Consider the following 19,081-nt stretch of genomic DNA (forward strand, 5'->3'; position numbering starts at 1 on the left):
TCATGTTCCAGCCCGTCTACGGTATTCACCGCATCATGGGAGCAGAAACCGAATACGGTGTCATATCCCCGGATGCCCCTGGCACAAACCCCACGATACTCTCCGCTATCGTGGTCAATACGTACGAAAAACTGGAAGCGAAGCGCACAGAATCTCTACGCCGGACCATTGAGGATAACGCGCAAGAAGCACAGCGCACGTACTGGTCTACAGAATCTGAGTCTCCGCTCACTGATGCCTTCGGACACACCGTCAAAGAACAAGAGGCACACTCCTCACAGCTCACACACACCCGTCGAGAACTCACAAGCGAAGATATAGCGCTTGAAGCCCTACGAGAAGCAGGAATTGACGGATCCCAAGAGCTCATCCACGGACGAGGAGGCTATCCGGAACGCCTCGACTGGGACCGAGTCACCATGAACGCCATGCTCGCCAACGGCGCCCGACTCTACGTCGACCACGCCCATCCCGAATACTCATCTCCCGAAGTACTCACCCCGCTCCAAGCAGTACTTTACGATGCTGCGGGCGACAAAATAGCCTACGATTCCATCACAGAAGTAGCGCAGCACAGCAACGACAACCTACCCGCCATCAAGCTCTACAAAAACAACACCGATTCCAAGGGACAATCCTACGGTGCACACGAAAACTACCTCATCAGCCGCGATATCCCTTTCGAAGACGTTGCCAGCACGCTCCTAACCTTCTTTGCAACACGCATCATCTATACCGGGGCAGGCCGCGTAGGCATAGGTGTTAACGGCGAAATTCCAGGATTCCAAATCAGCTCACGAGCCGACTTCTTTGAACGCCCTGTCGGGCTCGAAACAACTATTCGACGGCCCATCGTTAACACCCGCGATGAACCCCACGCCAACTCCGAGCGCTACCGTCGTCTGCACGTCATCCCTGCAGACGCCAACCTTTCCCACTATTCAAACCTCCTTAAATTCGGCACAGCCACTCTAGTACTAAACCTCATAGAATCCGGACGCGCCCCAAACCTACACCTCGCCGACCCAGTAACAGCGTTACACACCACCAGCCACGACCTATCACTCAGTGCTCAGCTCCCGCTCACAGAAGATTCTGACAGCACCACCAAATTCGCCACAGCTCTAGAAATTCAACGCGCATACCTCAACGCCTGTAAAAGCCACGAACAAGAGAACCCCACCGGAGTCGATAACGACACCCAACAAATACTCGCCCTCTGGGAAGAAACACTCGATGCTCTAGAAACAAATCCTCTCGCACTTGCAGATCGTCTCGACTGGGTCGCTAAATATGCGCTCGTCAGCAGCTATGTGGCCAAAGGTGTTCCCTATACCGATGCAAAGCTCAAAGCCCTTGACATACACTATGCAGATATAGATCCTACACGGGGTCTTTACCACCGCCTCGTAGCGCGTGGTCGGATGTGCACCCTCTTCACACCTCAAGACATTGAAGACGCCGCCCACACCCCACCATCAGACACCCGTGCTTATCTCCGAGGAACCCTGATGAGCCGATGGCCCGATGAAATCATTGGTATCAACTGGGATACCGTATCTTGCCGAGGGCGTTACTCCCACGAACTTACCCGACTCGTCATGCCTGAGCCCACACGCTACACTCAATCTGAAGTAGACCCGCTCTTACCACGAGTTACCCACTCCGACGAACTGCTTCAACTCCTCCAACAGAACACGACACCCCATAAAGACCTTTAGGAGAAAACATGTCACGTGAACGCATCCACGCTTCAGAGCTCCAGTACCACGAAGAACTCACTGAACAGGAGGAATCCCTCACCCAACAAGACACGACCGTTGTACATGACATAAGCGAAGTCGACGATATCCTCGACGAAATCGACGGGCTGCTCGCCGAAAACGCCGAAGAATTCGTCACCGGATTCGTCCAAAAGGGCGGTCAGTAACTCAAAGACTTGCTCAAAGCACTTTCGTCCCCTTACTAGAAACACACCATGGAACAACGCATATTTGGCATAGAAAGCGAATTCGGACTTAGCTACGTACCCCAGGGGCTAGGACGGCTCAGCGTCGAAGAAACAGCTGCAGCGCTCTTCAAGCCCGTCCTTGATGAATGGCGCTCTACTAACGTTTTCCTGCCCAACGGTGGACGGCTCTACCTCGATGTAGGTTCACACCCTGAATATGCCACCGCCGAATGCGCCACCATCGACGAACTCCTCGCCCAAGAACGCGCGGGCGAGCTCCTCTTCGCTCAACTAGCGCAACAAGCCCAAGAGCAATTGAGCACACACCACGATCGTCCTCTCAACGGCACGATCTACCTTTTCAAAAACAATGTAGACTCCGCCGGCAATTCATACGGCAGCCACGAAAACTACCTCATTAGCCGCAAACTCGAATTTCCTACCCTCGTTAAACAACTCGTACCATTCCTCGTCACCCGCCAAATCCTTGTAGGCGCAGGGAAAACCCACCCCAACGGAGGGCCCCTACAAGGTTCAACAGATCCACAAGCCACTACAGGCATACCTTCATACTCGTTCTCACAGCGAGCAGACCATATCTGGGAAGCAGCAAGCACCTCAACCTCCCGCACCCGACCCCTCATTAACACCCGCGATGAACCCCACGCCGATGCCTCACGATACCGCCGTATGCATGTCATCAACGGCGACTCCAATATGGCGGAACCCACGGTACTGCTCAAAATAATCAGCACCGACCTTGTGCTACGCATGCTCGAAGACCGATTTCCTGTTACCAGCTTAGAACTCGCATCGGTTCCGCAAGCTCTACGCACCATCAGCCACGACCTCACCGGAACCGCAGCTTTTGAAACCACAGACGGACAACGCTACACAGCTCTAAGCGTTCAAAAGCACTACCTCGACGCCGCCCGCCAATACATCACGCAATACGGGGCCCACCACCATCGCGTCGATTACGCACTAGACCTCTGGCAGCGCACCCTCGACGCCATCGAAACTGGTGACTACAGCAGTATTGACACCGAAATCGACTGGGCTATCAAAAAGAAACTCCTAGACGCATACATCGCCCGTAGCAACGCGGCTGGAACTCCGACAGACTATGCAAGCGCTCGCATCCAACAGCTTGATCTTGCTTACCATGATATTGACCCCCACCGCGGGGTTTACCATGCTCTAGTCCGGCGTGGAGCCATCACAACTATCCTCCCGCCTGATGCCGCACAGCGCGCGATGCAGGAGCCTCCGGCAACCCGCGCACGCCTACGTTCACAGTTTGTAGAGGCGGCTAAAAATGCGGGGGAACAGTCTACCGTAGATTGGGTACACCTTAAACTCAACGCATACCCACAGCACACCCTAGTATTTAAAGATCCTTTTCAGACGGAGAGCTCCGAACTCACAAAGGTTCTTGAGATGCTTCGCCATAAGAACCCGCCTCAGTCCGTTCCGCCTTTGGTGTAATGTTCCACAATATGGTTCTACAACTAGCTTTTTATTCTAGGGTTTGATACTTTACGTATGTTTTATGTTCTTATTGATTTGCTCTACACCGTTGTATTTGTCGGGTTTTCGCCCGTTTAATATTGAGTTATAGAGCATCACATAATTTCGGCGTATCTTAAACGTTCAACTCCGAAATAAAGAAAACCTAGGGAAGGAACCTTTGTGTCGAAAAAAGCCTTGGCTGCTTCAGTACTCACTCTTTCGATGTTGCTAAGCGCTTGCGGCGCTGGTGACTCGGGTCAAAACGAATCTTCGCCGTCCGCTTCTACTAGTGAAAACACTGTGAGTAGCTCAGAAGCACTTGACAAAGTACAGGTAGATCTTAAGGGCGGAACTCAGGTTCCCGCTGTATCTTTTTCTACACCTTTTTCTACAGATCGGGAAGTTGCCAGGGTACTGGATGAAGGTACAGGTGACTCCCTTCAGGATAGCGATACTGTTCTCGTCAATGCTTCAATTTTTAATGGTGAAAATGGTTCGTTGGTAGGCAGTTCTTATAACGAAAATGAGCAATCTATACCCATTCAAGTTGGTCGATTAAAAACGATACAACCCACTATTTACGAAGTTATGAAGAAGATGAAGGTTGGTGGTTCTTTTGTATATAGTACGAACGTGTCCCACGAGCAGCAGCAACAGCAGTCTGCTTCCTCAGTACGACCAACTGTCGAAGCTGGTGCACCAACCAATCTTGAGGTTTATACCGTAGCTCGGAAGCTTCCCACAGAAAAGGATCTTCCTAAATATGCTCAGGGTACTGAGCAAACTCCCAATCCGAAGCTTCCTGCCTTCTCTCTGAATGAGACTACGGGTAAGGCAGAGCTGAAGTTCGCAGATGATAGGGGAGAGGCTCCGCATGAGCTTGTTGCTCAAGATTTGATTACTGGTACCGGTGCCGAAGTCAATGAGAACGATGCAGTGTATGTGCGTTATATTGGCGCTCAGTGGTCTGATGGTAAGGTCTTTGATGGGAACTACGATAAACAGGTCGCAAATTTCCAGCTTAACGGAGTTATTAAGGGTTGGAAACAGGGCTTAAAGGGTAAGAAAGTAGGTTCTCGAGTTGAGCTTGTTGTTCCTGCTGAACTTGCTTATGGGGAAGAGGGACAGAATGGTGGACCCAAGGGAACCCTAGTATTTGTTGTCGATATCTTAGCGACTGTTCCCATGAGCCCAGCCCACGCTTCAGCGCAGCCTTCTCAGCAGACCAAGGAGTCTTCTTCAGCTTCCCCCACAGCTATCCCCTCTAGCTTGGCGCCTACGGCTGATCCCACCAAACAGTAAATTCTATTCGAGCTCTGCCGATAAGCGCTGTACCCGTCTTCGGTAGGGCACTTGAGAGAAAAGGAAACATATTATGTCTTTTGGCCAGCGTAAGCTTGATCGAGAAAAGCCGGAAATTTATTTTCCCGAGGGCGATGCCCCGACCGAACTTGTTATCCAAGATCTTATCGAAGGTAAGGGGGCTGAGGCTGTTCCCGGTTCTCGTGTCTTGGCGCACTATGTAGGTGTTGCTTTTTCCACTGGTGAGGAATTCGATGCTTCCTGGAACCGCGGCGAGCCGCTTCCGTTCCAGGTTGGCGTGGGGCAGGTTATCCGCGGTTGGGATGAAGGACTGTTAGGCATGAAGGTTGGCGGTCGGCGTCGCCTCGAAATTCCTGCAAGCATGGCCTACGGTGACCGCGGCGCAGGATCGGTCATTAAACCTGGTGAATCCCTGATCTTTGTAGTGGATTTGGTAGACGTTAGCTAGAAAATCTTAAACTTTGGGGCTGCTGTCGTAATTTACGGGTATGAATACAGCAGCCCCTGAGTTGTTTAAGGTTTTATATATCCCCGTATGATGGATGTATGGCAACAAAAGCGCGAGATGTTTCGTCTAGTTCATCGTTGATTAGGATTTATCATCGGCTATGCAATAGCTCGCGGCGCGGTATTTCTCGCGCAGAGTTTTTAGAAGTATACGGTTTAGACGAATACACCATCTTTGGCTCGGGGAATAAACGAAAAGCTGAGACCATCGCTAAAAAGTTTGAGCGTGCAAAGGACTGTTTGCGTGATGCTGGTATCACGTTTAAGCATGTTGAACGTGACGGCAAAAGCTACTATGTGTATACTCCGGCCCCTAATCCGCTTCTTGATTGGGAACTTACGTTAGAGGACGCACAATTTCTCATGAGCCTGTGCCGTGCCTGGGAAGGTACCGAGCTTGAGAGCTCTGCACATCGTATGATGCGTAAGATCGTTCTTAGCGTTCCCACGCTCTCAGCTTCTATACGTTTAGAGGAACTAGAGGAACCGCTCCAGCGTATACGTCTAAGTGATGATTCCCATCTAGAAGAGATTTTTAGTGCCTTTAGCGAGCATAAAACCATTGATATGGACTATGGGGACTTCAATACTCGCCATAGCGAGAATCTGTCCGTGTGGGGGATAGGGTATCGTTACGGCAATTGGTATTTTGCGGCGCACTATCCCTCTCGCGAGGGTTCTGAGGCTCCGGAGGAAGAACCGAATCGTGCGTATATTCACCGTTTTGAGCGCATTCAGAGTATGCGCATCAACGGTAGTCAACAGCAGCAAGAAAGTTTTGTTCGGCCTGGTGAAACGTTTGATTTTCAAACTATGCTTTCTGAAAACCTTCAGGGCTATGCCCGTACCGTGCCCGCCTTGTCTTTAGATTCACATGAGCAGCTGCTTCTTGACTCATATGGTGTTCGAGAAACTGCGGTGAAAGCCACCGCACGCGGATTGAAAATACTGGTCCCAAAATCGTCCGCAGATTTTTCGGGCAAAGACCTTCAACGGGCCCGGGATGCATACCGAGCTCAGCACAACCTGGTGGAACGTTTGCTTTCTACCCATCATCACAAGGCTGTTTTGCCCGAAGCATGGCGTAAAAATTCTCGCCGTGAACGCGATGATGATACAGACCGTTTTATTGACATGCTCTTGGTACTACATCGTCTAAGCCAAGACGATGCGGCTTGGTTCGAAGGGGGCGTTCCTTTTAAACCAGCGACTTCACTTCTACAAGTGGATAACGGCAAGTCTAAAAGCAACCTTGTCAGTGATTTTACCGACGTATGCGAGGACTATGGAGCTGCAGAGTTGGATCTTGCAGTCCCTATAGTCTTTCCGCCTCGTCAGGGTCGTGAACTATACGCCGAGCTAACCTATTCATGTGACGATCTGATTTATCAGGGCGTTCCTCTGTCAGCTTTAGAGCGTGCCATGCTCTTCTTTTCGATGTCAGCTGCTGAGGTTCTCTACCCAGACGATGCACGCGTTTCCAAAATTCGTGAGCTGCTGTTGGTGAGCTACCCAAAGGATGCTGAGCGCTTGCGCGGAAGCCTAATTTTCGCTCCTGAACACCATCTTATTCCTTTAATACATCGGGCAGTCTCTCAGAAACGAACCCTTATTTTTGACTATGCAGGGGTGCAGCGCACCGTTGATACTTGCTCACTGATCTTTGAAAATAATCGTTTTTATCTGCATGGGCTGTGGCGTGAAGCTGCCGATTCTAATGCCTGGCGAAATTTTGCTTTTGACCGCATTAGAAATGCGCGGCTTGGCGGTAAAAGCCATCAGGCCGTCGCCGCTAAGATTCCCAACACCCCGCATCTTTGGTCTCGGCAGCAACAGACAAATACAGAACACCCTTATGTTCGAGTCAAAATCCACGTTGAAAGTCTCAGAACAGAGCGGCGAGAGAGTACTATCCGTGCTTTGAAACGGCGGAGTACTCACGTTTCACGATCCCAGCCTTCTAAACCTGAAACGCCCTTGATTTACCATGAGCTGCACTACTATCCTGGTGAAAGCGAGGCAGGTCTTGAGCAAATATTGCATTTCGTTGTAGCGTATGGAGGTGCTCTAGAGATTCTTGAGCCAGAACCTGTACGGTCTCTACTTAAAGATCGTCTGATGTCGCTTCTAGCATAGATATCTGCGAAAGACACGCCCAGACATCTATAAGTAGAATAACAACCTTGTATAATAATTCCTATGCCGTGGTGGTTTTGGGTATTACTATGGGGCACCTTAACGATAGGTTCTCTAGCGTTTTTAGCGTGGTTCGTATATCGTGCACTCACACGGGGCTTCATGTTACTCGATCTTGTAGCAACATGGATGGAATCCATCGAAACTCGTTTCGATGAAGCGCAAGCGAATACCCGCCGAAAATTGCCTGCCGAGCAAAGCCTAGGGATTTTTACCCCAGTAACCACGGCGTACAATGAATACGAACATGGAAAACAGACACGCAGGTCTGAGCGAATCAAGCGACGGGTCTCCCGACGAGATCGACTCGGCCAACCTCAAAATATCGGAGACCTGCTCTAAGCACAGAAAGGTTCATACCTTATGGGTCAGTTGTTCAGTCACCCGGCAACTATTATCGTAGTCATCCTCCTCATCGTTCTGCTCTTTGGTGCTCCCAAGCTCCCAGGTATGGCACGTAGTCTTGGTCAGTCGATGCGTATCTTCAAGTCCGAAGTCGAGGGTATGAAGAGCGATAGTAAGAAGGAAGACGATAAGGACGATGTTGTCACCGCTGAGGTTGTCGACAACAAAGCTAAGTCCGAAAAGTCTGAAAACTAATTTTCAGTACAACAACACAACCCGTGCAACCGCCTCTCTGGTGGCACGGGTTGTCCAGTAGTTTATCTACCCATATCGATAATTTTTGAATAACAGGTATGAGGCGGAGCTTAGAATAAAACGAGGAAAACGATGGCAAAACCGGATCAGGATGTACGCAACCGCAAACTAAATCCTGAAGCCCGTATGGAGCTGAAGGAACATCTGCGTGAGTTTCGTGACCGCTTCATTAAAGCGGCTATTGCAACTGCTATCGCCGCCGTACTTTCCGTTATTTTCTTGTACCAGCCCTTTATTGATGCAATCTCTGAGCCTCTCAAGCAAATCAACGCAGCAGATAACCGCTTTGCAACCTTAAACTACGGCTCAATTTCTTCACCCTTTGACCAGCTCATTCGCGTGGGTACGTACATCGGTCTTGGACTTGCTGCACCCGTTTGGCTCTATCAAGGACTGCGCTTCTTACTTCCGGCGCTGCATACCAAAGAGAAAAAATACCTCTTTGGTTTCCTCAGCGGCTCAATCTTTGCTTTTGCCTGCGGTGTCTTCATCTCTTGGTATAGTCTGCCCGGCGTTGTTCGTGCACTCACAATGTTCACCCCGCCCGGCGGCTCGAACGTCATTGACGCTCCAACCTATATTTCCTTCATCGTTAAGTTTATTTTCTTCTTCTCGCTAGCATTTATTATCCCCGTCATCCTCGTGGGGTTGAACATGCTGGGGGTTATCCGGGGTAAAACTATCCTCAAATCTTGGCGGTGGATCGTGGTTCTAGTAGCGCTCATCGCAGCCATGACAGCTCCCGGGACGGATATTATGATGATGTTCTACCTGATGATTCCGCTCCTAACTTTCTTCTTCCTCGCCATAGCAATATGCTTGCTCAACGATAAACGGCGCGACCGCTGCGAAGCTAAACTAGCAAAGGGTCTTACAGAGACCGAGCTCAATACGGCCACCAGCGCTGAAGACCTTGAAAAGCTAGGACAGCTTGAAGAGGAACCCTCCCAAAAGTAAAACTCCAGAATCCTCCGTCTACTCAAGACGGAGGATTTTTAGGCGCAGGTACACTAGAATTATGGCTGAAAACCCCCAAGAAACCACTCACGGCTCGAACGACCGCCCGAGCTACTTTGCGCAGTATCAGGCCGCGCAAGAACGTAACGCTCACGCAAAAACAGCGCTTAGTAAGTTCGAAAAGAATCTCGGGTTTCCTCTTGACAGTTTCCAACGTCAGGCATGCCAATCCGTCGAAGCTGAACATTCAGTCCTTGTCGCTGCGCCTACTGGTTCTGGTAAAACAGTTGTCGGAGAATTCGGCATCTACCTTGCCCTCCAAACTGGAACAAAAGCGTTCTACACAACCCCTATCAAAGCACTCAGCAACCAGAAATACCATGACTTTGTGCGTGAATATGGTGAAGAAAGCGTGGGTCTGCTCACTGGTGACACCAGCATCAATACCGAAGCCCCCATCGTCGTCATGACTACCGAAGTCCTTCGCAACATGCTCTACGCCGAATCTACGACCCTCATCGGTCTGGGATACGTCATCATGGACGAAGTACACTATCTCGCCGACCGGTTCCGTGGAGCAGTCTGGGAAGAAGCTATTATTCACCTTCCCGAACATGTCACTGTCATCTCACTCTCTGCGACTGTATCCAACGTCGAAGAATTCGGAGCATGGCTAGATACCGTACGGGGTGATACTGATGTTATCCTCTCTGAGCACCGCCCCGTCCCGCTCTGGCAGCACCTCATGGTAGGAAACCGTGTCATCGACCTCTTCGTACCCGATGAAACTTCTCAGAAAGAGGCTTCACCTACAAAATGTCGTAAAAACCACACAAAATCACCCCAAAACGCTCCCGCGGGGCTACGCATTAACCCGCTCCTCAAACAACTGCGGCCAGGCTTTCGCCGGCACACCCCTCGGCACAATGCACCCAAACGCGAGCGCTTCCGACGCGGCAGCAACCGGCATGACAAACACACACATGCACTCGAACGATCCCGTCATAAAACCTTCACCCAAGACACCGACGTTCTGCGTCCGCACCGCATATCTCGCCCTGAAATGGCCCGTATCCTAGACAAGCAAGGGCTATTGCCTGCCATATGCTTCATCTTTTCACGGGCAGCATGTGACGACGCCGTTACCCAATGCGTCAACGCGAATATCGTCCTCACCACCGAGGAACAGCAGCAAACCATCCGTGCCTATATTGCAGAAACCACTGCACACCTTGATAACCGAGACCTTCATGCCCTTGGATATTACGAATGGCGAGACGGACTCATCCGCGGGGTGGCAGCCCACCATGCGGGTCTGCTGCCGCTCTTCAAAGAAGTTGTTGAGACACTTTTTGCGCAGGGTCTTATCAAACTAGTCTTTGCCACCGAAACCCTCGCGCTCGGCATCAACATGCCAGCCCGCACCGTCATCCTCGAAAAACTCACCAAGTTCAACGGTGAAACCCACGTCGATATCACCCCCGGAGAATACACCCAACTCACCGGGCGGGCAGGGCGCCGCGGAATCGATCTTGAAGGACATGCCGTAGTCCTCTGGCGTCCAGGTCTTGTACCAGAACAGGTTGCCACCCTCGCATCCACTCGCACATACCCCCTTAACTCATCATTCCGCCCCACCTACAACATGGCCGCGAACCTCATCGCAGCCTACGGTGCTGACCGAACCCGCAAAATCCTCGAATCATCCTTTGCCCAATTCCAAGCAGATAAATCAGTCGTAGGAATAGCTGCACGAGTACGTAAAAACGAAAACGTGCTCGAAGGGTACCGAGACTCCATGCAGTGCCACCTTGGAGACTTCACAGAATATATGCGCCTGCGGCAAAAGATCAAAGATCTAGAGAAAAAAACTCGCAAAGCCAGCCAACAACATGCACGCACCCAAACCCACCAAAGCATCCAAGAGCTTATGCCCGGAGACATCATTCACATACCTTACGGACGCTCCCGCGGCTACGCCGTCGTCATCACCCGTGCCGAATCCAACGCCGACCCACGCATTAGCATCCTCACCGAAGACAATCAGCAGCGCACCGCAAGCGCACGTGATTTCACGGGGCTCATTGAACCCGTCTCCTACATTAAGATCCCCAAGAAAATAACCCTTAAAACACCCAAAGAACGCCGCGACACCACCTCACGGATGCGTCAAGCGCTCATCGATGAACGACCACCCCGCAAACTCGGTAATACCCCCATCGCCACACGTCATAACGATGCCCAAGAAAAACTCGACACACTACGCACCCAACTACGTAACCACCCCTGCCACGGGTGCTCTGACCGGGAAACCCATGCACGCTGGGCAGAACGATGGCGCAAACTCAACGCAGAAACAGAAGGACTACGCCGCCAAATTACCCGACGCACCAACACTATTGCTCAGGTATTCAACCGCATCGCAAAGCTCCTCACTGAATACGGCTACGTTACTGCTGACTCCCATAACGGGCTCAAGCTAACGACGAAGGGGGAAGCCCTGCGCAAACTCTACGGAGAAAAAGACCTTCTCACCTCTATTTGTCTCGAAAAAGGCTTCCTCACTGATCTGGATCCTGCGGCTATAGCAGCAACCATAGCTGCGCTCACATACCAGGGCAAAAAGGAAACCATCGAAATTCTCCCACGCTACCCGCACCCTTCATTACAAGTGTCTATCGCGACCATCAACCGCGAACTAGACCGTCTCAACGTTCACGAAGAACGTCACGAACTAGATCAAACCCCACCCTGCGACCTAGGCCTCGTCACCCCTATCTACCGCTGGGCTCGCGGTATGCACCTCGCAAAAGTACTCGAAGATACCGACCTCGCCGCTGGCGACTTCGTACGCTGGGCAAAACAAGTCATCGATGCCCTCGACCAGATCACCCATATACCCACCATAAGCCCAAACCTACGAGCAAGCTGCGAAAAAGCCATAGCCCTCATCCGCCGCGGAGTCATCGCACTAGACTCCTAAAACCGCTGGAAAGAACATGAGCATCTATATCTATACCAACGGGAGCATCTACAGCCCCGCCGACCCCTACGCCACAGCGCTCCTCACCGAAAACGGTACCGTAACCTGGATAGGCTCAGATGCGGGAGCTCGCTCCATCACGGACGAACGCATGCGAGCTATCGATCTAAACGGCAAACTCATCACGCCCACCTTCGCACGTGCCTTCGCCCCCATAAACAACCACAGCGAAAAAACACTCTACGAGTACTTCCTCAGAACACATACCCAGGGATACCATACCCACACACTCGCAGGAACAATACGAGACATCCCGACCCTACGCGCATCACTCGACACGTTTTATACAACACACGCAACAGCCCCAGACGTACGATTCTTCATAATCCCAGAGCCACAAGCGACCTCCGCATCGTACGCTGAGCTCGTCACCACAGCCCAAGACCTGCTCAATAAATCATCTATAGCACTCACTGGATTTCACGCCACAAATCTAGACCACCTACCTACTTTGGCCTCCGAAGCAGCAGAACGCGGTCTTGTGCTCTCTATCAACACCCAAGATAGTTTCACTAATGCCTTTAGCTATGCGCTAGCCGTTAGAGAACAGCATCCTTGGCTTAACATCCGGCTTGATATGGTTCATGGAGTCATTGATGATCAACGTCTTCAGGATCTCGCAGATGCACGGATCAACTTAGGTATCCAAGCAACCTTTGATACTGAGACTGCAAAGTTAGCCCACCGGGCGAATGCAGCTGGTACCGCGTTCGCGCTAGGGTCAGACTCATCTCTTGTTGAAGCGCCTCTTGGATGGGAGCTCATCTCAGCCCTTATAAAACCGGCAGATGGTATTTCAGCACGCAGTGGTTTCGCAGCACTTACGCGAGGAGTCTACCGGCTAGCCCACGACGAGAGCCCCTTTGCGGGCCAAATACTCCCTGATACACCAGCGAATATAGCGCTCTGGAACGTCACTGAGCTTATGGTCCAAGCCCCGGATTCTCGCATAGCCTCGTGGAGTACTGATCCCCGTGCTCGTATTCCACTTTTACCGGTTCTTGCTTCAGATGTGCCATTGCCCGTATTAGATCGCATGTACACTAGGGGAGGGGAATAATACGTTTCCTAGCTCGTAAAAGTTACCTGAAAATATACCGTGCATCTGCAGAATACGCCCTTACGCCGTATTTCGCCGGTTATACTAGTAAACCTAGACCCTACCTTCACTCTAACAAAGGAAAACAAGGGAATTATTATGCGTGTACTGACCGTTATTCCGACGTATAACGAGAAGGAAAACTTACCCGTTGTTGTTGAACGTCTTCGTAAGGCAGCACCCGACGTCGATATTCTAGTTGTTGACGACAATAGCCCTGACGGTACAGGTCAGATTGCGGATACTATGGCTGAGCAAGATTCACAGATTCACGTTCTTCACCGTACTGTGAAGGACGGTCTTGGTGGAGCTTATCTTGCTGGGTTTGATTGGGGTCTAAATGAGGGATATGAAGTCCTTATTGAGATGGACGCTGATTGTTCTCACCAGCCCGAGCAGTTGCCATCGCTAGTACATGCTGTTGAAGCTGGGGCAGATTTAGCTATTGGCTCCCGGTATGTACCCGGCGGAAAAACAGAAAACTGGCCCATTCAACGCCAAATTCTTTCTCGTGGAGCAAATATTTATACGCGGGTTGTTCTAGGGACTGCGATCAAAGACATCACAGCAGGTTTCCGCGCATATAGGCGTGAAGCACTACAACGTTTGAATCTTGAAGGCATTGAATCTAAGGGCTATGTCTTTCAGGTAGACCTCGCTTGGCGTTCTGAGCAAGCAGGGCTCAAAATTGTTGAGGTTCCTATTACCTTTGTTGAGCGTGAGGTCGGAGCATCAAAGATGACCGGAAATATAATTTTTGATTCTATGCGTAAAGTGACGACTTGGGGCGTTTCCAACCGCATCAATAAGCTCAAACAGAAGCTAGGCAAATAACTAAACTTCACAAGAATAAGTGCCCGAACTACCCTTTGATAGTTCGGGCACTTTTGTATAATGTCACTCTGTATTCGTGTTGTATTCCTGTATAGCTGTACGCGCCAGACCATGAAGAATCGCTTCGAGTCCTAAGCTAAATGCGTTCTCTGCTGGAGTCTGCGAGCTACGCTGCATCGCTATATATGCGTCTTGTAAATACGGATACTCATCTGCTGAAGCCGCAGGGTTAAAGATAGATTCGGGCGCGTGGGCGTCTACTGCAGATCCCAGCAGGAATGCCTCTAAAGATTCAATAACATTTAAAGTTTTATATTCTGGACACCCAAAAGCTCTTAACGTCTGAATGAGGACGTCATACATATGTAACGTTTGAGGGGCCCGATCGATCGGGGTCAATGCGAGCGCTGTTACCAAATCGGTGCTCTCACTGAACGCGTCTCGATAAGACTTCCCCCACAGACTCAAAGATTCAGTCCAGAGTTCTAGCTTTTCGGTGGGGGATAGGTGCTGCTCGTTAAGAATTTTAGTCGCTCGTGTCAGGGGCTCAAGCGTAATGTCATTGATGACCGCATCGCTTATAGCTCCCAGCACTTCGTCACGAGACTGAAAGTGATTGTATAAGGAAGAGGGGGCGACGCCTAGCTTCTGAGCAAGTGCGCTCATAGTGAAATTTCCTTGATCGGCCAAAAGTCTACGTGCTGACCGCACAATTTTGGATGCGCTTAACACTGTCGAAGAGGGACGTCCAGCGCGTCGCATGGGGGAAGAGATCACGATAAATCCTTTACTATTTCTTTGCCTTCGGCGTGTACTGCCGTCCCGTCTGTGAGCAGTTATAAAACATGCCACCAGAAATTTTACGCTTCATAAATGCCCCTAGATTTGTAATTTCTGTGTTCTGGGATACACTAAAACGAACACAATTCGTTTTGTGATTCTTTGAGCGAAAGGTTTTAACCATGACGACCAAGAACGAAACTACGAATGAAATGACCCGCGACGTCGTAATTATCGGCGCAGGTCCTTCCGGACTCACTGCAGCATACCGACTGCAGCAAGCAGGACATACCGTTGCAGTCCTTGAAGCACGTGAACGTGTAGGCGGGCGCACGTGGAACAACCATATTGACGGCGCATTCCTTGAAATCGGTGGACAATGGATTTCCCCCGATCAGACTGTTCTCACCGAACTCGTTGAAGAGCTCGGACTTAAGACCTTCTCTCGTTACCGCGAAGGTGAGAATCTCTATCGTGATCCTGACGGTACCATGCACCGGTACAACGGAGACATGTTTCCTGCCAACGAGCACACTCAACGAGAAATGGAACGGCTCATCGGAATTTTAGATGAGCTTGCAGCAGAGATCGGGGCCGAGAAACCTTGGGCGCACCCTAAGGCACGCGAACTCGATACAATTAGCTTTCACCATTGGCTCCGCGAACAATCCAACGACGAAGAAGCATGCAACAATATTGGGCTCTTCATTGCTGGTGGTATGCTCACTAAACCGGCTCACGCATTTTCAGCTTTACAGGCAGTACTTATGGCTGCATCTGCAGGATCGTTCTCTAACCTTGTCGATGAAGATTTTATTCTCGACAAACGTGTTCTGGGTGGCATGCAGTCCGTCTCCTTAGCCCTCGCAGAAAAAGTGGGACAAGAGAATATAATTCTTGAACACCCAGTCCGCGTTCTACGTTGGCAAGAAGACGGAGAGTATCCCGTACTTGCTGAAGCTGAAGCCTTCTCCGAAGATGGAGAGGCCTCACCTGAAAAAAACATCATTGTTCGAGCAAAGTACGCTGTTGTTGCGGTTCCTCCGAACCTATATTCACGTATCCATTTTGTGCCGCCGCTAGATCGCCGACAGCATCAAATGCATCAGCACCAGTCCCTTGGTTTGGTTATCAAGGTGCATGCTGTTTACCCCACGCCGTTCTGGCGGGACAAGGGTCTCTCAGGAACCTGTTTTGCCGCGAACAACCTGGTACAAGAGATTTACGACAACACTAACTACGACCCAGCAACTGGGGAAGAAGAAGCTCGCGGCACTCTAGTAGGGTTCGTCTCCGATGAAGCAGCGGATGAAATGTTCACCATCAGCGCCGAGGAACGCAAAGAACGCATCCTAGACTCCATGGCGCAAATGCTCGGAGAAGAAACAAAAAATCCCGTGGTGTACTACGAATCAGATTGGGGTGCCGAAGAATGGACTCGTGGTGCATACGCAGCCAGCTATGATCTTGGGGGACTGCATCGCTACGGCGCAGACCAAGAAACCCCAGTAGGACCAATCTACTGGTCTTGCTCAGACATTGCTGCCGAAGGCTACCAGCATGTCGATGGTGCTATACGCATGGGAGAAAAAACAGCAAAACTGCTAGCTGCAAAACTCAAATAAGTTCATTCGCATCGTAACGCACATACGGGCAGCTTTACTGGGTGAACCAAAGAATGACACACCCAGTAAAGCTCCCCAAAATACGGATGGGAAACATGAAATACGTCGTAGGATATTCGCCCGATGCACGGGGCCGTTCAGCTCTCCAACTGGGAGTCGTACTAGCTCGCTCCCTGGGCGCAGAGCTAGATGTAGTATATGTCATTAAACCGCAAAACCCTCGCCTCGCAGCGCCACGATCCAACTTTGAAGACTTACTCCAAAAGCAAGCCGTTCAATGGCTTGAAGAAGCACAACATTACGTGCCCGCCCAAGTAATCGCCCGCTTCCACCTACGCCGCGCCGAATCAGCAGTCAGTGGCCTACTAGAACTAGCTGACGCCATAGACGCCGGACTCATCATAGTGGGCGGCGGTAACACCGGAAATTGGCTTTGGCACTCACTAGGCGCAGTTGGGAACGCTCTTCTACACCGTTCACGCATTCCCGTCGCTCTAGCACCACGTAAATACAGCGCTTCACACACGATCAAACAGTTCGACTGCGCCGTATCCCCAGACATCGACTCCATAAACCTTGTCGAAGAAGCCATAGCAACCCAAAACCGAACAGGCATACCAGTACGTCTAGTCTCACTCTACGAAGAAGGAAAAGACCTAGACGATACAACCTATCGCAGCATCATCCAAGACCTCGTAGACCAATCCGCAGTCAAACCAATAAACCCGCAACAGCTAAGCATCGCCGTAGGCGCAGGAACTACCATAGTAGAAGCGGTCGATTCTGTGCACTGGAACGAAGACTCCGTGCTAATGGCCGGATCCTCCAAACTAGCCCAACGCGGGGAACTCTTCCTAAGCTCAACAACCGCAAAAATCATGACCAAACTTCCTATTCCCCTCGTCGTAGTACCACGCGACTACCACCCTGGACGCAAAGGCTCCCAGCAGCAGCCATGGACAGGCTCAATCCCCATCATCAAACAATAGCCCGGCTCCTCACGTGATATACACCGCCGTACGATCATCCCAAGAAAAGGAAAACAATGGAACAACATCTTCAAGAACTTATCAACAAAATACCCACTGGGCTACTCATCGGCGACACATGGCGTGAAGGATTCGCAGGGGAGACATTCGATGTCCTAAACCCAGCGACCGAAGAAAAGCTCACGACCTTAGCATCAGCAACACCTGAAGACGCAATAGCGGCCCTAGACGCAGCATGCCAGGTTCAAGACCAATGGGCACACACGCCGCCGCGTGAACGTGCAGAAATACTACGACAGGCATACGACCTCATCACCGATCGCTCCGAAGAATTCGCCACCCTCATGACCCTCGAAATGGGAAAACCCCTCGCAGAATCACGAGGAGAAGTAGTCTACGGAGCCGAATTTTTACGATGGTTCTCCGAAGAAACAGTACGCGACTACGGACGCTACCAGCCCACGCCCGAAGGTAAAAACCAAATACTGGTAAAGCATAAGCCTGTAGGACCATGCCTACTCATCACCCCATGGAACTTCCCACTAGCCATGGCAACACGCAAAGCCGGAGCTGCAATAGCAGCAGGATGTACAATGATCCTCAAACCTGCACGGCTCACACCCCTAACCGCGCAATACTTCGCACAAACCATGCTCGATGCAGGGCTACCAGCAGGAGTACTCAACGTAGTTGCATCAGCAACTGCATCAGCCGTCTCAGATCCTCTCCTTGCAGACTCACGCCTGCGCAAACTCTCATTCACCGGCTCCACCCCCGTTGGCAAAGCCCTTCTAAAATCAGCCGCGCAAAATGTTCTACGCACCTCCATGGAGCTTGGTGGAAACGCCCCCTTCATCGTCTTCGAAGACGCAAATATCGACGAAGCCGTTGAAGGCGCCATGGGAGCAAAAATGCGCAACATGGGCGAAGCATGTACCGCCGCAAACCGATTCCTAGTCCACGAATCTCGTGCCGAAGAATTTTCCACCAAACTAGCGACAAAAATCGCAAATCTCAAAACCGGCAACGGTCTAAACCCAGACACCACCTGTGGCCCCCTCATAGAACAGAAAGCAGTAGATTCCATCCACGAACTTGTACAAGATGCTCTCGACCGAGGTGCCCAAGCTCTGGTCGGCGGTTATCCCCAAAACGGTCCCGGATACTTCTACCAACCCACAGTCCTCATCAACGTTCCTCACGATGCACGCGTCATCCAAGAAGAAATCTTTGGCCCTGTAGCACCCATCATCACCTTTTCTACCGAAGAAGAAGCAATCCAACTTGCCAACAACACAGAATACGGGCTAGCATCCTACGTCTACACAACAGATACATCCCGCGCCCTGCGAACACTAGACCGCCTAGAAGTCGGCATGACAGGCCTCAACATCGGCATCATGTCAAACGCTGCAGCCCCATTCGGAGGCGTTAAACACTCCGGACTAGGACGGGAAGGAGCCGCCGAAGGCATCGCCGAATACACCTACACACAATACATCGGCATCAAAGACCCATACGCCAGCTAAACCACCCAAAAACCATCCAAGATACGCACAACACAACAATTTCTCGAAGGGTTCGTTTTACCTTCCCACAAGGAAA

The 19,081-nt window shown here is 50.9% G+C and carries 15 protein-coding genes; 14 read left to right on the forward strand and 1 reads right to left on the reverse strand.

Annotation, left to right across the window (positions count from 1 at the left end):
* Nucleotides 1-2: 2 nt before the first annotated feature.
* The 11 genes from dop (at nucleotide 3) to HMPREF3016_RS09710 (ending at nucleotide 14,082) form a co-directional block, all read left to right on the forward strand.
* Nucleotides 3-1,721: a depupylase/deamidase Dop gene (gene dop, locus HMPREF3016_RS09660; protein WP_070741884.1), complete on the forward strand. Its 1,719-nt coding sequence runs from the start codon at nucleotides 3-5 to the stop codon at nucleotides 1,719-1,721.
* Between the two features lie 8 nt (nucleotides 1,722-1,729).
* A complete protein-coding gene (locus HMPREF3016_RS09665; RefSeq protein WP_004004684.1) occupies nucleotides 1,730-1,930 on the forward strand; it encodes a ubiquitin-like protein Pup in 201 nt (66 codons plus the stop codon).
* Nucleotides 1,931-1,978: 48 nt separating this feature from the next.
* Nucleotides 1,979-3,439 (forward strand): Pup--protein ligase, encoded by a 1,461-nt coding sequence (gene pafA, locus HMPREF3016_RS09670; protein WP_048754043.1) that lies wholly within the window; start codon nucleotides 1,979-1,981, stop codon nucleotides 3,437-3,439.
* 204 nt (nucleotides 3,440-3,643) lie between these two features.
* Nucleotides 3,644-4,765, forward strand: coding sequence for an FKBP-type peptidyl-prolyl cis-trans isomerase (locus HMPREF3016_RS09675; RefSeq protein ID WP_048754044.1), 1,122 nt, complete (start codon nucleotides 3,644-3,646; stop codon nucleotides 4,763-4,765).
* A 73-nt stretch (nucleotides 4,766-4,838) separates the two neighbouring features.
* Entirely contained in the window at nucleotides 4,839-5,234 is a 396-nt protein-coding gene (locus HMPREF3016_RS09680; RefSeq protein ID WP_070741887.1) for an FKBP-type peptidyl-prolyl cis-trans isomerase, read from the forward strand.
* Between the two features lie 98 nt (nucleotides 5,235-5,332).
* Nucleotides 5,333-7,429 (forward strand): WYL domain-containing transcriptional regulator, encoded by a 2,097-nt coding sequence (locus tag HMPREF3016_RS09685; protein ID WP_070450255.1) that lies wholly within the window; start codon nucleotides 5,333-5,335, stop codon nucleotides 7,427-7,429.
* A gap of 423 nt (nucleotides 7,430-7,852) precedes the next feature.
* Nucleotides 7,853-8,089: a Sec-independent protein translocase subunit TatA gene (tatA, locus tag HMPREF3016_RS09690; RefSeq protein WP_004004679.1), complete on the forward strand. Its 237-nt coding sequence runs from the start codon at nucleotides 7,853-7,855 to the stop codon at nucleotides 8,087-8,089.
* Between the two features lie 132 nt (nucleotides 8,090-8,221).
* Nucleotides 8,222-9,106 (forward strand): twin-arginine translocase subunit TatC, encoded by an 885-nt coding sequence (locus HMPREF3016_RS09695; RefSeq protein WP_070450251.1) that lies wholly within the window; start codon nucleotides 8,222-8,224, stop codon nucleotides 9,104-9,106.
* A gap of 61 nt (nucleotides 9,107-9,167) precedes the next feature.
* A complete protein-coding gene (locus HMPREF3016_RS09700; protein WP_070741890.1) occupies nucleotides 9,168-12,089 on the forward strand; it encodes a DEAD/DEAH box helicase in 2,922 nt (973 codons plus the stop codon).
* A gap of 16 nt (nucleotides 12,090-12,105) precedes the next feature.
* Nucleotides 12,106-13,209, forward strand: a complete 1,104-nt coding sequence (locus tag HMPREF3016_RS09705) for an amidohydrolase (RefSeq protein ID WP_070741893.1) — start codon at nucleotides 12,106-12,108, stop codon at nucleotides 13,207-13,209.
* 138 nt (nucleotides 13,210-13,347) lie between these two features.
* Entirely contained in the window at nucleotides 13,348-14,082 is a 735-nt protein-coding gene (locus HMPREF3016_RS09710; RefSeq protein ID WP_048752288.1) for a polyprenol monophosphomannose synthase, read from the forward strand.
* A 63-nt stretch (nucleotides 14,083-14,145) separates the two neighbouring features.
* Here HMPREF3016_RS09710 and HMPREF3016_RS09715 read toward each other — a convergent pair whose 3' ends face one another.
* Complete coding sequence (locus HMPREF3016_RS09715; protein ID WP_371440321.1) at nucleotides 14,146-14,844, reverse strand: TetR/AcrR family transcriptional regulator; 699 nt, start codon at nucleotides 14,842-14,844, stop codon at nucleotides 14,146-14,148.
* A gap of 200 nt (nucleotides 14,845-15,044) precedes the next feature.
* On the opposite strand from HMPREF3016_RS09715, the gene HMPREF3016_RS09720 reads away from it, so the two are divergent.
* The 3 genes from HMPREF3016_RS09720 to HMPREF3016_RS09730 all read left to right on the forward strand — a co-directional run bounded on the left by HMPREF3016_RS09720 (nucleotide 15,045) and on the right by HMPREF3016_RS09730 (nucleotide 19,005).
* Nucleotides 15,045-16,487, forward strand: coding sequence for a flavin monoamine oxidase family protein (locus HMPREF3016_RS09720; RefSeq protein WP_048752162.1), 1,443 nt, complete (start codon nucleotides 15,045-15,047; stop codon nucleotides 16,485-16,487).
* A gap of 95 nt (nucleotides 16,488-16,582) precedes the next feature.
* Nucleotides 16,583-17,476, forward strand: a complete 894-nt coding sequence (locus tag HMPREF3016_RS09725) for a universal stress protein (RefSeq protein WP_239661850.1) — start codon at nucleotides 16,583-16,585, stop codon at nucleotides 17,474-17,476.
* 56 nt (nucleotides 17,477-17,532) lie between these two features.
* Nucleotides 17,533-19,005: an NAD-dependent succinate-semialdehyde dehydrogenase gene (locus HMPREF3016_RS09730; protein WP_048752165.1), complete on the forward strand. Its 1,473-nt coding sequence runs from the start codon at nucleotides 17,533-17,535 to the stop codon at nucleotides 19,003-19,005.
* Nucleotides 19,006-19,081: the final 76 nt, after the last annotated feature.

The organism is Rothia sp. HMSC065D02, assembly GCF_001815285.1.
GTDB classification, from domain to species: domain Bacteria; phylum Actinomycetota; class Actinomycetes; order Actinomycetales; family Micrococcaceae; genus Rothia; species Rothia dentocariosa.

Coding starts and splice junctions, on each gene's coding strand:
- HMPREF3016_RS09695 (WP_070450251.1), top strand. CDS start 8,222: ATGGCAAAACCGGATCAGGATGTACGCAACCGCAAACTAAATCCTGAA.
- HMPREF3016_RS09665 (WP_004004684.1), top strand. CDS start 1,730: ATGTCACGTGAACGCATCCACGCTTCAGAGCTCCAGTACCACGAAGAA.
- HMPREF3016_RS09700 (WP_070741890.1), top strand. CDS start 9,168: ATGGCTGAAAACCCCCAAGAAACCACTCACGGCTCGAACGACCGCCCG.
- tatA (WP_004004679.1), top strand. CDS start 7,853: ATGGGTCAGTTGTTCAGTCACCCGGCAACTATTATCGTAGTCATCCTC.
- pafA (WP_048754043.1), top strand. CDS start 1,979: ATGGAACAACGCATATTTGGCATAGAAAGCGAATTCGGACTTAGCTAC.
- HMPREF3016_RS09730 (WP_048752165.1), top strand. CDS start 17,533: ATGGAACAACATCTTCAAGAACTTATCAACAAAATACCCACTGGGCTA.
- HMPREF3016_RS09705 (WP_070741893.1), top strand. CDS start 12,106: ATGAGCATCTATATCTATACCAACGGGAGCATCTACAGCCCCGCCGAC.
- HMPREF3016_RS09685 (WP_070450255.1), top strand. CDS start 5,333: ATGGCAACAAAAGCGCGAGATGTTTCGTCTAGTTCATCGTTGATTAGG.
- HMPREF3016_RS09720 (WP_048752162.1), top strand. CDS start 15,045: ATGACGACCAAGAACGAAACTACGAATGAAATGACCCGCGACGTCGTA.
- HMPREF3016_RS09680 (WP_070741887.1), top strand. CDS start 4,839: ATGTCTTTTGGCCAGCGTAAGCTTGATCGAGAAAAGCCGGAAATTTAT.
- HMPREF3016_RS09725 (WP_239661850.1), top strand. CDS start 16,583: ATGAAATACGTCGTAGGATATTCGCCCGATGCACGGGGCCGTTCAGCT.
- HMPREF3016_RS09715 (WP_371440321.1), bottom strand. CDS start 14,844: ATGCGACGCGCTGGACGTCCCTCTTCGACAGTGTTAAGCGCATCCAAA.
- dop (WP_070741884.1), top strand. CDS start 3: ATGTTCCAGCCCGTCTACGGTATTCACCGCATCATGGGAGCAGAAACC.
- HMPREF3016_RS09710 (WP_048752288.1), top strand. CDS start 13,348: ATGCGTGTACTGACCGTTATTCCGACGTATAACGAGAAGGAAAACTTA.